The sequence below is a fragment of the Nocardioides campestrisoli genome (genome assembly GCF_013624435.2).
Lineage (GTDB): Bacteria > Actinomycetota > Actinomycetes > Propionibacteriales > Nocardioidaceae > Nocardioides > Nocardioides campestrisoli.
Window position 1 is genome coordinate 2,425,612 of sequence record NZ_CP061768.1, and the last position, 16,680, is coordinate 2,442,291.

General features: G+C 73.1%; 18 protein-coding genes. 12 read left to right on the top strand and 6 right to left on the bottom strand.

Translation table 11 applies throughout. The features are described 5' to 3' along the window. Positions 1 to 111: 111 nt before the first annotated feature. Genes H8838_RS11405 through H8838_RS11425 form a run of 5 tightly spaced genes read left to right on the top strand, consistent with a single transcriptional unit; the run spans position 112 to position 5,228 of the window. Complete coding sequence (locus H8838_RS11405; protein ID WP_185996272.1) at positions 112 to 1,725, top strand: ABC transporter substrate-binding protein; 1,614 nt, start codon at positions 112 to 114, stop codon at positions 1,723 to 1,725. Further along, a complete protein-coding gene (locus tag H8838_RS11410) occupies positions 1,713 to 2,714 on the top strand; it encodes an ABC transporter permease (RefSeq protein WP_224766083.1) in 1,002 nt (333 codons plus the stop codon). Before H8838_RS11405 ends, H8838_RS11410 begins: the two co-directional genes overlap by 13 nt. Further along, on the top strand, positions 2,711 to 3,601 hold the full coding sequence (locus H8838_RS11415) for an ABC transporter permease (RefSeq protein ID WP_185996274.1): 891 nt from the start codon (positions 2,711 to 2,713) through the stop codon (positions 3,599 to 3,601). Before H8838_RS11410 ends, H8838_RS11415 begins: the two co-directional genes overlap by 4 nt. Next, positions 3,598 to 4,563 (top strand): ATP-binding cassette domain-containing protein, encoded by a 966-nt coding sequence (locus tag H8838_RS11420; RefSeq protein ID WP_224766084.1) that lies wholly within the window; start codon positions 3,598 to 3,600, stop codon positions 4,561 to 4,563. The genes H8838_RS11415 and H8838_RS11420 overlap by 4 nt, the downstream gene beginning before the upstream one ends. Then, entirely contained in the window at positions 4,557 to 5,228 is a 672-nt protein-coding gene (locus H8838_RS11425; protein WP_185996275.1) for an ABC transporter ATP-binding protein, read from the top strand. Before H8838_RS11420 ends, H8838_RS11425 begins: the two co-directional genes overlap by 7 nt. Here the strand turns inward: H8838_RS11425 and H8838_RS11430 are convergent. Next, the gene (locus H8838_RS11430) at positions 5,221 to 5,814 is read right to left on the bottom strand and encodes a DoxX family membrane protein (RefSeq protein WP_219924136.1); all 594 of its coding nucleotides are present in this window, start codon (positions 5,812 to 5,814) and stop codon (positions 5,221 to 5,223) included. The genes H8838_RS11425 and H8838_RS11430 overlap by 8 nt on opposite strands. Before the next feature lie 246 nt (positions 5,815 to 6,060). On the opposite strand from H8838_RS11430, the gene H8838_RS11435 reads away from it, so the two are divergent. Genes H8838_RS11435 through H8838_RS11445 form a run of 3 tightly spaced genes read left to right on the top strand, consistent with a single transcriptional unit; the run spans position 6,061 to position 8,466 of the window. Continuing rightward, positions 6,061 to 6,645: a type 1 glutamine amidotransferase domain-containing protein gene (locus H8838_RS11435; protein WP_224766085.1), complete on the top strand. Its 585-nt coding sequence runs from the start codon at positions 6,061 to 6,063 to the stop codon at positions 6,643 to 6,645. 34 nt (positions 6,646 to 6,679) lie between these two features. Continuing rightward, entirely contained in the window at positions 6,680 to 7,708 is a 1,029-nt protein-coding gene (cobT, locus tag H8838_RS11440; protein WP_185996276.1) for a nicotinate-nucleotide--dimethylbenzimidazole phosphoribosyltransferase, read from the top strand. Further along, a complete protein-coding gene (locus H8838_RS11445; RefSeq protein WP_185996277.1) occupies positions 7,708 to 8,466 on the top strand; it encodes an adenosylcobinamide-GDP ribazoletransferase in 759 nt (252 codons plus the stop codon). The genes cobT and H8838_RS11445 overlap by 1 nt, the downstream gene beginning before the upstream one ends. Positions 8,467 to 8,521: 55 nt before the next feature. Here H8838_RS11445 and H8838_RS11450 read toward each other — a convergent pair whose 3' ends face one another. From H8838_RS11450 to H8838_RS11465, 4 genes are read right to left on the bottom strand one after another with little or no spacing between them, the layout of a single operon-like run. Next, positions 8,522 to 9,037, bottom strand: coding sequence for a GNAT family N-acetyltransferase (locus tag H8838_RS11450; RefSeq protein WP_185996278.1), 516 nt, complete (start codon positions 9,035 to 9,037; stop codon positions 8,522 to 8,524). 2 nt (positions 9,038 to 9,039) lie between these two features. After that, entirely contained in the window at positions 9,040 to 9,636 is a 597-nt protein-coding gene (gene cobU / locus H8838_RS11455; protein ID WP_317983760.1) for a bifunctional adenosylcobinamide kinase/adenosylcobinamide-phosphate guanylyltransferase, read from the bottom strand. Further along, positions 9,633 to 10,730 (bottom strand): potassium channel family protein, encoded by a 1,098-nt coding sequence (locus tag H8838_RS11460; protein ID WP_224766086.1) that lies wholly within the window; start codon positions 10,728 to 10,730, stop codon positions 9,633 to 9,635. The genes cobU and H8838_RS11460 overlap by 4 nt, the downstream gene beginning before the upstream one ends. A 4-nt stretch (positions 10,731 to 10,734) precedes the next feature. Further along, positions 10,735 to 11,694: a YihY/virulence factor BrkB family protein gene (locus tag H8838_RS11465; RefSeq protein ID WP_224766087.1), complete on the bottom strand. Its 960-nt coding sequence runs from the start codon at positions 11,692 to 11,694 to the stop codon at positions 10,735 to 10,737. Between the two features lie 146 nt (positions 11,695 to 11,840). Here H8838_RS11465 and H8838_RS11470 point away from each other — a divergent pair, with 146 nt between their 5' ends. After that, complete coding sequence (locus H8838_RS11470) at positions 11,841 to 12,191, top strand: hypothetical protein (protein WP_185996279.1); 351 nt, start codon at positions 11,841 to 11,843, stop codon at positions 12,189 to 12,191. Positions 12,192 to 12,243: 52 nt separating this feature from the next. On the opposite strand, the gene H8838_RS11475 is transcribed toward H8838_RS11470, so the two are convergent. Then, entirely contained in the window at positions 12,244 to 13,689 is a 1,446-nt protein-coding gene (locus H8838_RS11475) for a glycine hydroxymethyltransferase (protein ID WP_185996280.1), read from the bottom strand. Between the two features lie 357 nt (positions 13,690 to 14,046). Here H8838_RS11475 and H8838_RS11480 point away from each other — a divergent pair, with 357 nt between their 5' ends. From H8838_RS11480 to H8838_RS11490, 3 genes are read left to right on the top strand one after another with little or no spacing between them, the layout of a single operon-like run. Continuing rightward, complete coding sequence (locus H8838_RS11480; RefSeq protein WP_185996281.1) at positions 14,047 to 15,753, top strand: nitrite/sulfite reductase; 1,707 nt, start codon at positions 14,047 to 14,049, stop codon at positions 15,751 to 15,753. 1 nt (position 15,754) lies between these two features. Then, complete coding sequence (locus H8838_RS11485; RefSeq protein ID WP_181311209.1) at positions 15,755 to 15,910, top strand: Insertion element protein; 156 nt, start codon at positions 15,755 to 15,757, stop codon at positions 15,908 to 15,910. Further along, positions 15,907 to 16,650 carry a phosphoadenylyl-sulfate reductase gene (locus tag H8838_RS11490; protein WP_185996282.1) on the top strand — a complete coding sequence of 248 codons (744 nt, stop codon included), beginning with the start codon at positions 15,907 to 15,909 and terminating at the stop codon, positions 16,648 to 16,650. Before H8838_RS11485 ends, H8838_RS11490 begins: the two co-directional genes overlap by 4 nt. The last annotated feature ends 30 nt before the right edge of the window (positions 16,651 to 16,680 follow it).

The following is a 16,680-nucleotide window of genomic DNA, read 5'->3' on the forward strand; positions in this document are numbered from 1 at the left end:
CCTCTTCGTCGTGCAGTCGGTCGTGGAGACCTCCGACGCACCGCCCGGCGTACAGACGGGTCGCGTGCCGTAGGCTCTGTTGTTGCAAATTGTTCGCAACAAGGGGGCTCCATGCGCCGCACCACCACTCGCGCCCGCCTCGCGACCCTTCTGACGGTCGTGAGCGCCTGCGCGCTGGCCGGCTGTGGCGCCGGCGGCACCACGTCCGCCGGCGACGGACCGCCGTCCGAGCTCCGGCTCGCCATCGGCGGGGAGTCCGAGGAGGGCTTCGACCCCACGCTGGGCTGGGGCCGCTACGGCGCTCCGCTCTTCCAGTCCACGCTGCTGACCCGCGAGCCCGACCTCGGCGTGGGCCTGGACCTGGCCACGGCCTACGAGGTCAGCGACGACGGGCTGACCTGGACCGTCGACCTGCGCCGGGACGCCTCCTTCACCGACGGCGAGCCGGTCACCGCCCGCGACGTGGCCTACACCTTCAACACCGCCGCCGAGCAGGGCGGGCTGACCGACGTCACCGCGCTCGAGCGGGCCGTGGTGGTCGACGACGACACCGTCGAGCTGCGGCTTACCGAGCCCCGCAGCACCTTCGTGAACCGGCTGATCAGCCTCGGCATCGTCCCCGAGCACGCCCACGACTCCGGCTACGCCCAGGACCCCGTCGGGTCCGGCCCCTTCGCGCTCGTCGACTGGCAGCAGGGGCAACAGCTGGTCGTCGAGCGCAACGAGGACTACTACGGCGAGAAGCCGGCGTTCGAGCGGCTGGTCTTCGTCTTCACCGACGAGGACGCCAGCCTCGCCGCCGCGCGCGCCGGCCAGGTGGACGTCGCGGCGGCGCCCTCGACCCTGGCCACCCAGGAGATCGCCGGGATGCGCGTGCAGGCGGTCACCTCGCTGGACAACCGCGGCATCGCCTTCCCCACGGTCCCCGAGGAAGGACGCCGCAGCCCGGCCGGCCACCCGGTGGGCAACGACGTGACCGCCGACCTCGCGGTGCGGCGCGCCGTCAACCTCGCCGTGGACCGCGAGGCTCTGGTCGAGGGAGTCCTGGAAGGCTTCGGCTCCCCCGCCACCGGTCCCGTGGACGGGGCCCCGTGGCACGAGCCGGGCTCGAGCATCGACGACGACGACGTCGACGCGGCGACCGCCGAGCTCGAGCGCGCCGGCTGGACCGACAGCGACGGCGACGGGGTGCGGGAGAAGGACGGCACGACCGCCTCCTTCTCGCTGCTCTACCCGGCCGACGACTCGCTGCGCCAGGGACTGGCGCTCAACGTGGTGGACATGGTGGCCCGCGCAGGCATCGAGATCCGGCCCGAGGGCCTGGGCTGGGACGAGATCTACCAGCGGATGCACACCGACGCCGTCCTCTTCGGCTGGGGCAGCCACGACCCGACCGAGATGTACAACCTCTACCACTCCTCGATGGCCGGCACCGAGTCGTTCAACCCCGGCTACTACGCGAACCCGGCGGTCGACCGGCACCTCGACGCGGCGATGGCCGCCACCGACCCGGACGAGGCCGACCGGCACTGGCGCGCGGCCCAGCTGGACGACGACGGCACCGGCTTCACCGCCGGCGCGGACGCCGCCTGGGCCTGGCTGGTCAACCTCGAGCACACCTACTTCGTCGACGACTGCCTGGACCTGGGCCCGGAGCGGATCGAGCCGCACGGGCACGGGTGGCCGCTGACCGCCGGCATCAGCCGATGGCGGTGGGAGTGCTGAACGCCCCGGCGAGACGAGCCCGAGGCCTCGCCGGACGCGCCCTGCGACTGGCCAGCCTGGTCGCCGCCGTGGCGGTCGGCTGCTTCGCCCTGATGGCCGGCTCCCCGGTGGACCCGGTCGAGGCGTACGTCGGCGCCGACAGCGCGGCGGTCGGCCCCGAGCAGCGGGCCCAGATCGCCGAGCGATGGGGGCTGGACGACCCGCCGGTGGAGCGCTTCACCGCGTGGGCGGGCAACGTGCTCACCGGCGACCTCGGCACCTCCCAGGTCTTCGGCCAGCCGGTCACCACCGTGATCGGGGAGCGCTTCGCCGCCAGCGTCTCGCTGATGGCGCTCGCCTGGCTGATCTCAGGTGTCCTGGGCTTCACCCTCGGGCTGCTCGCCGGGGCGCTGCGCGGCAGGGTCGCCGACCGGGTGCTCACCTGGTGGGCGTACACCCTCGCCTCGGCCCCGACGTTCTGGGTCGGCCTGCTGCTGCTCTACGTCTTCTCGGTCTCGCTGCAGTGGACGCCGGTCTGCTGCGCCGCGCCCATCGGCACCCTGCCGGGCGAGGCCTCCCTGCTCGACCAGCTGCACCACCTGCTGCTGCCCGCCCTCACGCTCAGCGTCGTCGGCATCTCGCCGGTCCTGCTGCACACCCGGCAGGCCACGATCGAGGTGCTGGCCAGCGACCACGTTGCCTTCGCCCGGGCCCAGGGCGAGCGCCTGCCGGGCCTGGTCCTGCACCGGGTCGCACGCAACGCCGCCGGACCGGCACTGATGCTGCAGTTCGCCTCGGTCGGGGAGCTCTTCGGCGGCTCCGTGCTGGCCGAGCAGGTCTTCACCTACCCCGGGCTGGGCGAGGCGACGACCACGGCGGCCCTGCGCCAGGACGTGCCCCTGCTCCTGGGCATCGCGCTGTTCACCGCCGTGCTGGTCTTCGTCGGCAACGCGCTGGGCGACCTCGCCCACCGCGCCGCGGCCCCGCGCACCCGGGAGGCCGTGGCATGACCGCACACACCCGCACAGCCTGGGACGAGGACCGGGCCCCGGGCCTCCTCGCCGGACTTCCCGCCCGCTGGGCGGACCGGCGTACCCGCACCCTGGTCGGGCTGGCGGTCGCGCTGGTCGTCGTCGTGGCGGTGGTCGTGGCCGGCACCCTGGCCGCGGGACCGGCCCAGCTCACCGACCTCTCCGAGCGCAACCAGGGCCCCTCGCTCGACCACCTCTTCGGCACCGACCGGCACGGGCGCGACCTGCTGCTACGGACCCTGGTCGGGCTGAGGCTGAGCCTGCTGGTCGGGACGCTGGCTGCCGCCCTGTCGGGGGTGATCGCCCTGGCGCTCACCCTGGTCGCCACCGCCGGAGGCCGGTACGCCGCGGCCGCGGTCACCTGGCTGGTCGACCTCTTTCTGGCGCTGCCGCACCTGGTGCTGCTGATCCTGCTGGCCTTCGCGCTCGGCGGCGGCACCGAGGCGGTCGTGCTCGCGGTGGGGCTCACCCACTGGCCGCGGCTGACCCGGGTGCTGATGTCGGTGGGCCGGGAGACCGCGACCGGCGACTTCGTGGCCACGTCCCGGGCTCTGGGCCACGGGCCGTGGCACGTCGCCCGGCGGCACGTCGCCCCGCACCTGGTGCCGCACCTGAGCGTCGGCGTGGTGCTGATGTTCCCGCACGCCATCCTGCACGAGGCGGCCCTCTCCTTCCTGGGCCTGGGCGTGGACCCGGGGCTCCCCGCGGTCGGGATCCTGCTCGCCGAGTCGATGCGCTCGCTCTCGGCGGGCCACTGGTGGCTGGCCGTCCTGCCGGGCGTGGGGCTGCTGCTCGTGGTCAAGCTGATCGACCGGATCGGCGAGGACCTGCGCCTGCTGCTCGACCCGAGGAGCGCTCACCTGTGACCCTCTCCCTGCCCCCGCCGGTGGAGACGCCGGCCTGCCCTCCGGGACAGCCCCCTGCCCGCCCCCGGACGCCGCTCCTCCAGGTCGAGGACCTGGTGATCGCCTTCCAGCAGTACGACCGCGGGCTGCGCCGACGCGTCGTCACCGCCGTGGCCGGGATGTCCTTGGACGTGCACGCCGGCGAGGTGGTGGCCCTGGTGGGCGCCAGCGGCGCGGGCAAGAGCCTGCTGGGCCACGCCGTTCTCGGCCTGCTTCCGCCCAACGCGCACGAGCAGGGGCGCATTCGGTGGCGGGGCGACGAGGTCGACCTGCCCGCCCGGCGCGCGCTGGCAGGTCGGCAGACCGCACTGCTCCCCCAGTCGCTGACCCACCTGGACCCCTCCGCGACCGTGGGCGCGCAGGCCCAGCGCAGCGCCCGGCTGCTGGGCGCGAGCCGGCGCGAGGCGCGGGTCCGGGCGCGGGAGGCGGTGCGCGAGCAAGGGCTGGCCGACGACGTCCTCAGCCTCTACCCCCACCAGCTCTCCGGCGGCATGGGACGCCGGGTGCTCACCGCCCTGGCCCTGATGGGCGACCCGGCGCTGGTGGTCGCCGACGAGCCCACGCCCGGGCTGGGCCCCGACCAGGTGGCCGCGGTGCTGGACCGCCTGCACCGGATCGCGCAGGCCGGCAGCGGCGTCCTGCTGATCACCCACGAGCTCGGCCCCGCCCTCCGGGTCGCGGACCGGGTGGTGGTGGCCCGCCGCGGCCGCACGGTGGAGCACGCCCCGGCCTCCGCGTTCGCGGGAGACGGTGCGCTCCTCACCCACCCCTACAGCCGGGCGCTGTGGCGGGCGCTGCCGCAGAACGACTTCGCGGTGGACCCCACGGTGGACGCCGAGACCGTGCACCCCGAGGTGGACGCCGAGACCGTGCACCCCGAGGTGGACGCCGAGACGGTGGACCCCCAGGTGACGTCGTGCTGAGCGCCGAGGGCCTGTGGTTCCGTCACCGCCGCCAGGACCCGTGGGTGCTGGCGGGAGTGGACCTGCACGTGGCTCCCGGCGAGGTGGCCGGCCTGTGGGGCGCCTCGGGCACCGGGAAGTCCACGCTCGCCGCGCTGCTGGCCCAGCACCGCAGGCCGGAGCGTGGCGTGGTCCGCGTCGACGGGGCCACGAAGCCGCCCCGCGGCAGGCCGCGGCCGGTCCAGCTGGTGCTCCAGCACCCCGAGCGGGCGATGAACCCCCGGTGGCGGGTCCGCGACGTGCTCCGGGAGGCCCGGCCCGATGGCGACGTCCTGGCCTGCGTCCCGGACGGACCGGCCGGCAGCCTGGTGGAGCCGCACTGGCTGGACCGGCACCCGCACGAGATCAGCGGCGGAGAGCTCCAGCGGGTCAACCTGGCCCGGGCACTGCTGACGGAGCCGGCGTACGTGCTGGCGGACGAGATCTCCGCCAGCCTGGACTCGCTGACCCAGGCGCTGCTCTGGCAGCACCTGCTGACCCAGGTGCGCGAGCGCGGGCTCGGGGTGCTGGCGATCTCCCACGACCAGCCGCTGCTGGACCGGGTCGCCGACCGCGTCGTCACCCTGGACGCAGCAGCGGCCGGCTCCGAGGAGCCGGCCGCCACCTCGCTGCGAGAGGTCACTTGAGGAACGCGTACCTCTTCACCAGCGACAGGCGCTCCCAGGAGGCGCCGAGGCCGAGGTAGCGTCCGGCGCCGAGCAGGGCCAGGAGCACCAGCACCCCGGCGTAGACCAGGTGGTCGTCCATGAACGGGTTGTTGTCCAGGGGCAGCGCGGCCGCCCACATCAGCACCATCAGGACGGCGCCGGAGGCCGCGGCCAGCCGGGTGAAGACTCCGAGCATCAGCGAGAGGCCGATGCCGAGGAGACCGGTCATGAAGAGCCAGTCCGCCCAGGCGTGGCCGGACATCGAGTTGAAGAGGCCGGAGAAGGTGCCCTCCGCACCGGCGAGGAAGCCGGTCGTGGGGCTGCCGCCCTCGACCCAGGCGCGCTCGGCGGGGGTCGCGAACCCGAGACCGAGCAGCTTGTCCAGGAAGGCCCAGAGGAAGACCCAGCCCAGGGAGAGCCGGAGCAGGCCTGCGGTGACGGCCACGCCGACGGGGTGGCGGCGGGGCTGGGCTTCTGCGGCGCTCTCGTGCCCGATCATGTGGGCGACGATCTCGCTGAAAGCGTGGTGGGTGTGGGCCTCTCGGGTGACGTTGCTGGCGCTCATGACGTGCCTCCGGACGAGGTGCGGCCGGCGTGTCGGAGGACCCTGTGCCCTCCACCGGAGCACTTGCTTGCAGGACTCACATTCCTCCTTCCGGCCCCCCGCGTCTGCAGTTCCGCGCCTGTGTCAGGTGTCTGTTGCCTCACGCAGGAGAGCCTGTCCTGGCATGGCTCGCAGGCGCCCGGGTACGGAACCCGAGCGCCCGGCTCCGGTCCGGGCGGAAGCACTTCCCCGAGGAAAGGAACACTCGTGTCCGAACTTCTGGACGAGCACGGCAAGAACCCCAAGCGCGTCGCCTTCCTGATGGCCACCGAGGGCATCGAGCGGGTCGAGCTGGTCGACCCCTGGGACGCGGTGCGCGACGCCGGCCACACGCCGGTGCTGATCTCCACCGAGACCGGCGAGGTGCAGACCTTCGACCACCTGGACAAGGCCGAGACCCGTCCGGTGGACGAGGTCGTCGCCGACGCCGACGTGGACTCCTACGACGCGCTGGTCCTGCCCGGTGGCGTGGCGAACCCCGACGCCCTGCGGATGGACGAGCAGGCGGTCGCCTTCGTCAAGGCGTTCGTGGCCTCGGGCAAGCCGGTGGCGGCGATCTGCCACGCCCCGTGGACGCTGGTGGAGGCCGACGTCCTCCGCGGCCGCACCCTCACCTCGTGGCCCAGCCTGCAGACCGACATCCGCAACGCCGGCGGCGAGTGGGTGGACGAGAAGAACGTCGTGGACGGCAACCTGATCACCAGCCGCAACCCCGACGACATCCCGGCCTTCATCAGCGCGCTGCTGGAGGCTCTGCAGCACGGAGTGGATTCCGCGGCTCCGACCGCCTGAGCGTGGAGGGAGGGAAGGGACCTACCCTTGACCGGTGTCTTCCCTCCCCCCGCCGGACCCCGCAGTCCTCCAGCAGGCCGCGTCGCGGCTCTCCGCGCTGGCCACCCCGCCCGGAGCCCTCGGCCGACTCGGCGAGCTGGCCACCTGGTTCGCCGCGACCCAGGGCCAGGTCCCGCCGCCCGCGCTGACCCAGGCCCACCTGGTGATCTTCGCCGGCGACCACGGCATCGCCCGGCACGGGGTCTCCGCCTTCCCGCCGGAGATCACCGCCGCGATGGTCCGCGGCTTCGTCGCCGGCACCGCCGGCGTCAACGCCCTGGCTCGCGCCCACGACGTCCGGGTGCGGGTGCTGGACATCTCCGTGGACGACGACCTCGACGGCGTGCCCGCGCCCGTGCAGGCCCGGAAGGTCCGCCGCAGCAGCGGGGCGATCCACCTCGAGGACGCGCTCAGCGACTACGAGACCCAGCGTGCCCTGTCCGCCGGTCGGGCGGTGGCCATGGAGGAGATCGGCGCCGGCGCCCCGCTGCTGATGAGCGGCGACATGGGCATCGGCAACACCACCCCCGCCGCCGCGATGGTCGCGGCCGTGCTGGGCCTGCCCGCCTCCGAGGTGGTGGGCCGCGGCACCGGCGTCGACGACCTCACGCTGTCCCGCAAGGAGCGGCTCGTCCAGCAGGCGCTCACCCGCGCCGGCGAACGGACCCAGGACCCGGTGCAGGTGCTGACCGCCCTGGGCAGCGCCGACCTGGCCGCCACCACCGGCTACCTGCTCACCGCGGCCGAGGTGGGGGTGCCGGTGCTGCTGGACGGCCTGATGTCCGTGGCCTGCGCCCTGGTGGCGGACGTGATGTCGCCCGGCGCGGCGGCCTGGTTCCAGGCGGGCCACCGCTCCACCGAGCCCGCCCAAGAGCTGGCGCTGGCCAAGATGGGCCTGGAGCCGATCCTCGACCTGGGCATGCGCCTCGGCGAGGGCAGCGGCGCCGTCGCCGCGGTCCCGGTGCTGCGCAGCGCCGTGGCCCTCCTGCGAGACGTGGCGCTGCTCGACGACATCGCGCCCTGATGCGCGACGGCTGGCTGCTCGCGGTCGGCACCCTGACCGCACTGCCCGTTCCGCCACCGCGACGGGTCGACCGCTCGACGGCCCGGGTCGCGGTCCTGGTCGCGCCGCTCGCCGTGCTCCCGCTGGCTCTGGGCGTCGTCCTGGTCGGAGCTCTCGGAGTCGCCGCAGAGACGCCGCCGCTGGTGCTGGCCGTGCTGGTCGTGGGACTGCTGGCGCTCGGTACCCGGGCCATGCACTGGGACGGTCTCTCCGACACCGTCGACGGCCTGAGCGCCTCCTACGACGCGCACAGGTCGTTGGAGGTGATGAAGTCCGGCACCTCCGGCCCGGCCGGCGTGCTGGCCACGGTGCTCGTGGCCGGGCTCCAGGTCGCCGCGCTCTCCTCGATGCTGCACAGCATCCGGGGCGCGTTCCTGGCGGGCGCGCTGGTCTGCGTCTCCCGGGGAGCGCTGGCCGTGACCTGCGCCCGCGGGGTGCCCCCGGCCCGGCGCGACGGCCTCGGCCAGCCGCTGGCCGAGGTGTCGAGCCCGATCGCCACGGCGACGCTCTGGTCGCTGTGCCTGGTCCTCGTCAGTGTGGCCTTCGCCTGGGCGGGGCTGCCGTGGTGGCACGGCGTACTGGCCTGCCTGGCGACGCTGGTCGTGCTGGCGCTGCTCGTGCAGCGCACGGTGCGCCGGTTCGGCGGGGTCACCGGTGACGTGTACGGCACGGCGATCGAGCTCGCCCTCGCCACGTTGCTCGTCGCCGTCGTGGTCTGAGCGCCTCGTCGTCTGAGCGCCTCGTGGTCTGGCGTGGGGGTGTCCCCTGCCCGGATCACCGGCCGCCTTCGACCACCCGCGTGTCCAGGCTCCACTCCGTCAGCGTGACGGTGCGGCCACGATGCTCCTCCTCGACCCGCTCCCGCGGTGAGAAGCCCGCACGTGCCGCCACCTTCTCGCTCGCGACGTTCCCGTCGATGATGCGCAACCGCACCCACCGCCGGCCGTGGTCGACGGCCCACCCGACCAGCGCCAGCACAGCCCAGGTGGCCGCCCCGCGGCCTCGGCCCCAGGGCGTCAGGGCGTAGAAGACCTCGGGCGCCTCCTCCTGGAGGCGACCCAACCCGCAGGTGCCCAGGACCCGGTCCGAGCCGTCGAGGATGACGAACCGCTGGGTGGCACCCTCGGCGGACCGACGCTCGTAGTGGCGGATCCGCTCGCGCGCGGCATCCTCGTCCATGTGCGCCGGGTGGAAGGTCCAGCGCAGCACGTCGGGGTCGGAGGAGAGCTCTGCCTCGATCCGCCAGTCGGACCCGGCGATGGCGCGTAGCGTGAACTCCTCGGCAGCCATCGTCAGAGCACGAGGACCCGACCGGCCACGACCAGGTGCACCTCGTCGCAGACCTCGGCGACGCGCTGGTTCGACCTGCCGAGGAGGTCCCGGAACAGCCGCCCCGAGCGGTGCGCCGGCACGACCCCCCAGCCCACCTCGTTGGTGACCAGCACCGTCCGGGCCTGCCGACGGGAGAGCGCGGCCAGCAGGCCGTCGAGCCGCTCGGCGACCAGGGCGCCCACGGTCTCCTCCGGGGCCTCCCAGGCCTGGGCCTCGTCGATCACCGCGGTCAGCCAGGTGCCCAGGCAGTCCACCAGCACCGGGTCGTCCCCCGCGCCGTGCAGGGCGGCGCCGAGGTCGGCGGTCTCCACCGTGCGCCAGGTCGGAGGGCGGCGTACGCGGTGCGCCTCCACCCGGGCGTGCCAGTCCGGGTCCTGCTCGGCCTCCGGGGTCGGACCAGGGGCGACGTAGACGACCCGGTCGCAGCCGGCGAGCAGCCGCTCGGCGTGGCCCGACTTGCCGGAGCGCACCCCGCCGGTGACCAGGACCATCGAGTCCCCCGCACCGCGGGGAGCCCCGGGAGGACCGGCCGCCGCCGAGGCGGCCGGGTCGCTCATGCGCGCTCGGCCGCCGAGTCGGCCTTGTCCTCGCCGTGCGTGCCGGGCCGGGGAGCCCACGGGAGCTCCTTGGCGGGGCGCACGACCACCAGGCGGTCGCCCCGGGCGAGCTGGGTCACGACCGGGTCGAAGTAGCGGTAGACCTTCTCGTCGCGCACCACCGCGATCACCTGGTCGGGCAGCTTCTGCGGCTGCTGGCCGACCTCGTTGACCAGCAGGTCGCGCTCGGCCACCTCCAGCCCCTCGCCGTAGGTCAGCAGGTCCTCCATCACCGAGCCCAGCAGCGGCGAGAGGGTGGAGAGGCCGAGCAGCCGGCCGACCGCCTCGGAGGAGGTGATCACCGAGTCGGCGCCGGACTGGCGCATCAGCGGCATGTTCTCCTGCTCCCGGACCGCCACCACGATGAAGGCGTCCGGGTTGAGCTGGCGCACGGTCAGGGTGGCCAGCACGTTGGAGGCGTCCTGGTCGGTGGTGATGATGACCTGGCGCGCCTCGTGCACGTCGGCCTGGCGCAGCACCTGCCGCCGGGTCGCGTCGCCGGTGACCACCGCGAGGCCGTCGGCGTGCGCGTCGGCCAGCGCCATCGGGCTCGGGTCCACCACGACCACCGACCCCTTCTCCAGGCCGTTGCTGAGCAGCGTCTGCACGGCGCTGCGGCCCTTGGTGCCGTAGCCGATGACGACGACGTGGTCTCCCATGTTCTTCCTCCACCGGGCGACCCGGAACATCTCTCGTCCCTGCGAGGCGAGCACCTCGAGGGTGGTGCCGATCAGCAGCACCAGGAAGGCGATGCGTGCCGGCGTCACGACGAACGCGTTGATCAGCCGGGCCTGGTCGGTGACGGGCGCGATGTCGCCGTACCCGGTCGTGCTCAGCGTGACGGTCGTGTAGTAGATCGAGTCGATCAGCCCGACGTGCCCGTCGGAGGCGTCGCGGTAGCCGTCCCGGTCGACGTAGACCAGGATCACCGTGCCGACCAGGATGGCCATCGCGGCCAGCAGCCGGCGCCCCAGCTCCCACCACGGCGACCGCTCCGGGTCCGGCAGCTCGACCCGGCTCGTCGCAGGCCCCTGTGGGACCCTCGTCTCGCTCACCGGCTCAGTCTTTCACGCCGATGCGCTGCCGGAGCCGCTGAACGACCTCGTGGCGCGCCAGCGTCGTCGCGGTCTGCGGGAAGACGGTGTCGAACGCGGCGTTCACCGCGGCACCGATCAGGACCGCGATCGCCAGCAGGTAGAGCCACAGCAGGACCGCGATGGGCGCCGCCAGCGGGCCGAAGATCGACTTGGACTCCGCCGCCGTCACGGTGAGGACCCACCGCAGGACCCACGAGCCCAGGAGCCAGCTGACCAGCGAGAAGGTGGCACCGGGCAGGTTGAAGCTCCAGCTCGTCCGCACCGGGACAGAGACGTGGTACAGCGTGGCCAGGAAGCAGATGCAGACCACGATCACCGTGGGCCAGTAGAAGGCCATCAGGAAGCCGAGGTCGGCCGGGAGCCAGTCGCCGAGCAGCCCCGGTCCCAGGACGATCAGCGGCAGGGTCACCGCCCCGGTGAGCAGGGCCAGGAGGTAGAGGGCGAACGAGAGGGCCCGGGTCCGCACGATCCCCCGCTCCCCGCCGAGCCCGTGCATGATCGTGATGGTGTCCACGAAGACGTTGAGCGCGCGGGAGCCCGACCACAGGGCGAGCACGAAGCCGAACGAGACCACGTCGGCGCGGCCGCCCTCGAGCACCTGGTCGATGGTGGGGGCGATGACCCCGTCGACCGCCCGGTCGGTGAGCCCCTGGGAGGCCAGTGCCAGCAGTGCCGCCCGCACGTCGTCCACCTGCGCCGCGGGGTACTGGCTGGAGACGAAGCCGATCGCGCCGGTCAGCGCGAAGACCAGCGGAGGCACCGACAGCACCGCGAAGAAGGCGGCCTCGGCGGCCAGCCCGGTCACCCGGTGGCGCATGCACGCCCCCACGGTGGTCACCACCAGGCGCCAGAGCGCGGCCCGCAGCCTCGGGAGCGCCGCACCCGCCGTCCCGACCCTGACGGCGGGCTGGCGGACGGGCATGACGCCACGGTAGCGACTCACCCGGGTGGATCCGCTCGGCCTCGCCGCCGGCTTCGTGTTCGTCCGATCCACGTCGGGGGCCCGGTGCCCCGACTTACCCTGCTCGGGACCGCCACCTACTCCGAGTCAGGAACCTCCAGAACCTCATGGCCAGCCAGGGCAGCACCATCTTCACCGTCGGCACGTTGCTCAACCGGGCCCAGGACCAGGGCATCCCGGTGCGGGTCCTGGTCGAGGGGGTCTGGATCGAGGGCATCCCGGTGGCGTCCGACGGCCACGGCGTGATCATCGACCACGAGGTGGACGGCCAGTACCTGGTGCGGACCACCGCGATCACCGCGGTCCTCTACGTGCGACCCGACGACGAGGCGCCCGAGCCCCGCCCGTCGACCACCAGCGCCGAGCACGAGCAGCCGACCCGGGAGGCGGCCCGCGAGGGCTACGCCCCCACCGCCCGCAAGGCGGTCTCCGCCGGGTCCGGCGTCCCCGCCGGCTGAGCGCACGTCCCCACCGACCGAGCCTTGGGCCCGGCCGGTGAGGAACGCCGGGTCAGGACAACTCGAGGCCCGGGTAGAGCGGGTGCTTGTCGAGCAGCTCGGCGCTGGCCGCCTTGACCCGGTCCGCGACGCCGTCGCCCAGCGTGTACGACGCCTTGGACGGGCCACCGGCCTTGGTCACGCCGGCCTCGGTGTTGCTCAGCACCTCCACGATCAGCTCCGCGACCCGGTCGAACTCGTCGTGGCCGAAGCCGCGGGTGGTCAGCGCCGGCGTGCCGAGCCGGACGCCGGAGGTGTACCAGGCGCCGTTCGGGTCGGCCGGGATCGAGTTGCGGTTGGTCACCACGCCCGCGTCGAGCAGCGCCGACTCGGCCTGCCGACCGGTCAGGCCGAACGAGGTGACGTCCAGCAGCACGAGGTGGTTGTCGGTGCCGCCGGTGACCAGCCGGGCGCCGCGGCTCAGGAACCCGTCGGCCAGCGAGTGGGCGTTGTCGGCGACCCGCTGCGCGTAGCCGCGGAACTCCTCGGTCCGCGCCTCGGCCAGGGCCACGGCCTTGGCCGCCATCACGTGCGAGAGCGGCCCGCCCAGCACCATCGGGCAGCCGCGGTCGACGTCGGCGGCGAACTCCTCCTGCGCGAGCACCATGCCGCCGCGGGGACCGCGCAGCGACTTGTGGGTGGTCGTGGTGGTGACGTGGGCGTAGGGCACCGGGTTCTCCTCGCCGGTGAAGACCTTCCCGGCCACCAGCCCGGCGAAGTGCGCCATGTCGACCATGAGCACGGCGCCGACCTCGTCGGCGATCTCGCGCATCTTGGCGAAGTTCACCCGGCGCGGGTAGGCGCTGTAGCCCGCGACCAGGATCAGCGGCTTGAACTCACGGGCCTTGGCCGCCACCACGTCGTAGTCCAGGAGGCCGGTCTCGGGGTCGGTGCCGTACTGCTGCTGGTGGAACATCTTGCCGCTGATGTTGGGGCGGAAGCCGTGGGTCAGGTGACCGCCGGCGTCCAGGCTCATCCCGAGCAGCCGCTGGTTGCCCAGCTCGTGCCGCAGCGACTCCCAGTCGGCCTCGGTCAGCTCGCTGACGTTCTTCGCACCCAGCCGCTGCAGCGCCGGGCTCTCGACGCGGTTGGCCAGGATCGACCAGAACGCGACCAGGTTGGCGTCGATCCCCGAGTGCGGCTGCACGTAGGCGTAGGGGGCACCGAAGAGCTCGCGCGCGTGCTCGGCCGCCAGCGACTCGACCGTGTCGACGTTCTGGCACCCGGCGTAGAACCGGTGGCCGACCGTGCCCTCGGCGTACTTGTCGCTGAGCCAGGTGCCCATGGTCAGCAGCACCGCCGGCGAGGCGTAGTTCTCCGAGGCGATGAGCTTGAGCGAACCTCGCTGGTCCGTCAGCTCCTGGCGGGTCGCCGCGGCGATCCGCGGCTCCACCGCGGCGATCACCTCGAGGGCGGCGTCATAGGCGGTGCTGGCGGTCTTGGCGAGGGAGTCGGTCATGCCGCCTAGCGTAATCAGGGGACGCGGCGCACTTCCCGCAACCACCGGCCACCACGACTCGAACCCCGCTCCGGCGGTGTGACCTAGCACTCACTGCCCCACCCCCCAGGCGGACGAAGTCTCAGATCCGTCCATTTCCTGAGATGCTTGTCCACATGCCGGACACCGACCTTGTGGCAAGCGTGTCCGACCACTGAGACTCCTTGACATGATCAGTCGCGCTACTCACACCTACCTCGTGGTCCGTCGCCACGTGGACTACGGGCGTACGCGCAGCATGATCTGTTGGCCCCGCTGATCCATGCCCCCACCGCGCTCGACGACGCGCGCGGCCCCTCAGCGAACAGGACCATCCCCATGACTGCCACCCCTGCTCCGGCACGCACCACCCGCCCCCGCGCCAAGCGCGGTGAGGGCCAGTGGGCGCTGGGCTACTCCGAGCCCCTGAACAAGAACGAGCAGTCCAAGAAGGACGACGACCCGCTCCACGTCCGGGACCGCATCCTGAACATCTACTCCAAGCGCGGCTTCGACTCCATCGACCCCGCCGACCTGCGCGGCCGGTTCCGGTGGATGGGCCTCTACACCCAGCGTGCCCCCGGCTTCGACGGCGGGAAGACCGCCCAGCTGGAGGAGGAGGAGCTGGACGACCGCTACTTCATGATGCGGGTCCGCACCGACGGCGCCGTGCTCTCCGGCGACGCGCTGCGGGCGCTGGGCAGCGTCTCCCAGGAGTTCGCCCGGGGCACCGCCGACATCACCGACCGCAACAACATCCAGTACCACTGGATCGAGGTCGAGAGCGTCCCGGAGATCTGGGAGCGGCTCGAGGGCGCCGGGCTCACCACCCTCGAGGCCTGCGGCGACTCCCCCCGGCCGTTCCTGGGATCCCCGGTCGCCGGCATCGCCCAGGACGAGCTGATCGACGGCACCTGGGCCCTGGAGGAGATCAAGCGCCGGGCACTCGGCAACCCGGAGTACTCCAACCTCCCCCGCAAGTTCAAGACCGCCCTCACCGGCCACCCGAGCCACGACGTGGCCCCCGAGGTCAACGACGTCTCCTTCGTCGGCTCCGTCCACCCCGAGCACGGCCCGGGCTTCGACGTGTGGGTCGGCGGCGGCCTGTCGACCAACCCCAAGCTTGCCCAGAAGCTCGGCGTCTGGGTCCCGCTGGCCGAGGTGCCGGACATCTGGGAGGCCGTCTGCGGCATCTTCCGCGACTACGGCTACCGCCGGCTGCGCTCCAAGGCCCGGCTGAAGTTCCTGGTCGCCGACTGGGGCCTGGAGAAGTTCCGCGAGATCCTCGAGACCGAGTACCTGGGCCGCACCCTGATCGACCTGCCCTCTCCCCCGTCCCCGCTGGTCCCCGGCGACCACATCGGGGTGCACGAGCAGAAGGACGGCAAGTTCTACGTCGGTGCCGCCCCCGTGGTCGGGCGGATCAACGGGCAGGTGCTGCTCGACCTGGCCGACCTGGTCGAGCGGTACGGCGCCCGCGGCGCCCGGCTCACGGCGTACCAGAAGCTGGTGGTGCTGGGCGTGGACGGTGCCGACACCGAGGCGTTCGTGGCGGACCTGCGCCGGATCGGCCTGGACGCGACCCCGTCGAACTGGCGCCGCAACACGATGGCCTGCACCGGCATCGAGTTCTGCAAGCTGGCGATCGTCGACACCAAGAACCGCGCCCGCGCCCTGGTGGCCGAGCTCGAACGGCGCTTCCCCGAGCTGGACGTGCCGATCACGGTGAACGTCAACGGCTGCCCGAACGCCTGCGCCCGGACCCAGGTCGCCGACATCGGGCTGAAGGGCCAGCTCGTGGTCGACGCCTCCGGCGAGCAGGTGGAGGGGTTCCAGGTGCACCTGGGCGGCGCGCTCGGGCTGGGCGCCAACTTCGGTCGCAAGCTGCGCGCGCACAAGGTGACCAGCGCCGAGCTGGACGACTACATCACCGCCGTCGTGTCGGCGTTCCTGGCCGACCGGCACGAGGACGAGACCTTCGCCGCCTGGGCGGCGCGGGCCGACGAGGCTCACCTGCGCGGCGAGCGTGCCTTGGAGGGGGTCTGAGATGAGCGAGCGCGCGGTGCCCTACCACTGCCCGTACTGCGGCGAGGAGGACCTCTTCCCGCAGGAGGCGCACGGAGCCTGGGAGTGCCGCGCCTGCCTGCGCGCCTTCACCGTCAAGATGCTCGGCATGATCCGGCCCGGAGGCGGTGCGCGATGAGTCTCTCCACCCAGGCGGCCCGGGAGTTCCGCGGCACGCACACGGCCGGCCGCTCCTCCGAGGAGCTTCGCGAGCTGGTCTCGCACGTGGGCGCCGAGCTCGAGCTGGCGCCCGCCGAGCACATCATCGAGTGGGCGGTCGCCACCTTCGGGGAGCGCTTCTGCCTCACCAGCTCGATGGGCGACGCGGTCCTGGCTCACCTCGCCTCGACGGTGGCACCCGGGATCGACGTGGTCTTCCTCGACACCGGCTACCACTTCGCCGAGACGATCGGGACCCGCGACGCCGTCGAGGCCACCCTGCCCGTCAACCTGCTCACCATCACTCCGGTCCAGAGCGTGGCCGAGCAGGACGCCGAGCACGGCCCCGACCTCTTCCGCACCGACCCCGACCGCTGCTGCGCGCTGCGCAAGGTCAAGCCGCTGGCCGACGCGCTCTCCGGCTACGACGCCTGGGCGACCGGCCTGCGCCGGGCCGAGACCCACAACCGGGTGATCGCGCCCGTCGTGGGCTGGGACGCCCGCAAGGGGAAGGTCAAGGTCTCCCCTCTCGCCCGCTGGTCGGACGAGCAGGTGGACCGGTACGTCGCCGAGAACGGCGTGCTGGTCAACCCGCTGGTCTACGACGGGTACCCGAGCATCGGCTGCTGGCCCTGCACCCGGCGCGTGGCGCCGGGTGACGATCCCCGCAGCGGCCGGTGGGCCGGCACGAGCAAGACCGAGTGCGGGATCCACTCATGACCACGACACACCACCACCAGATCGACAACG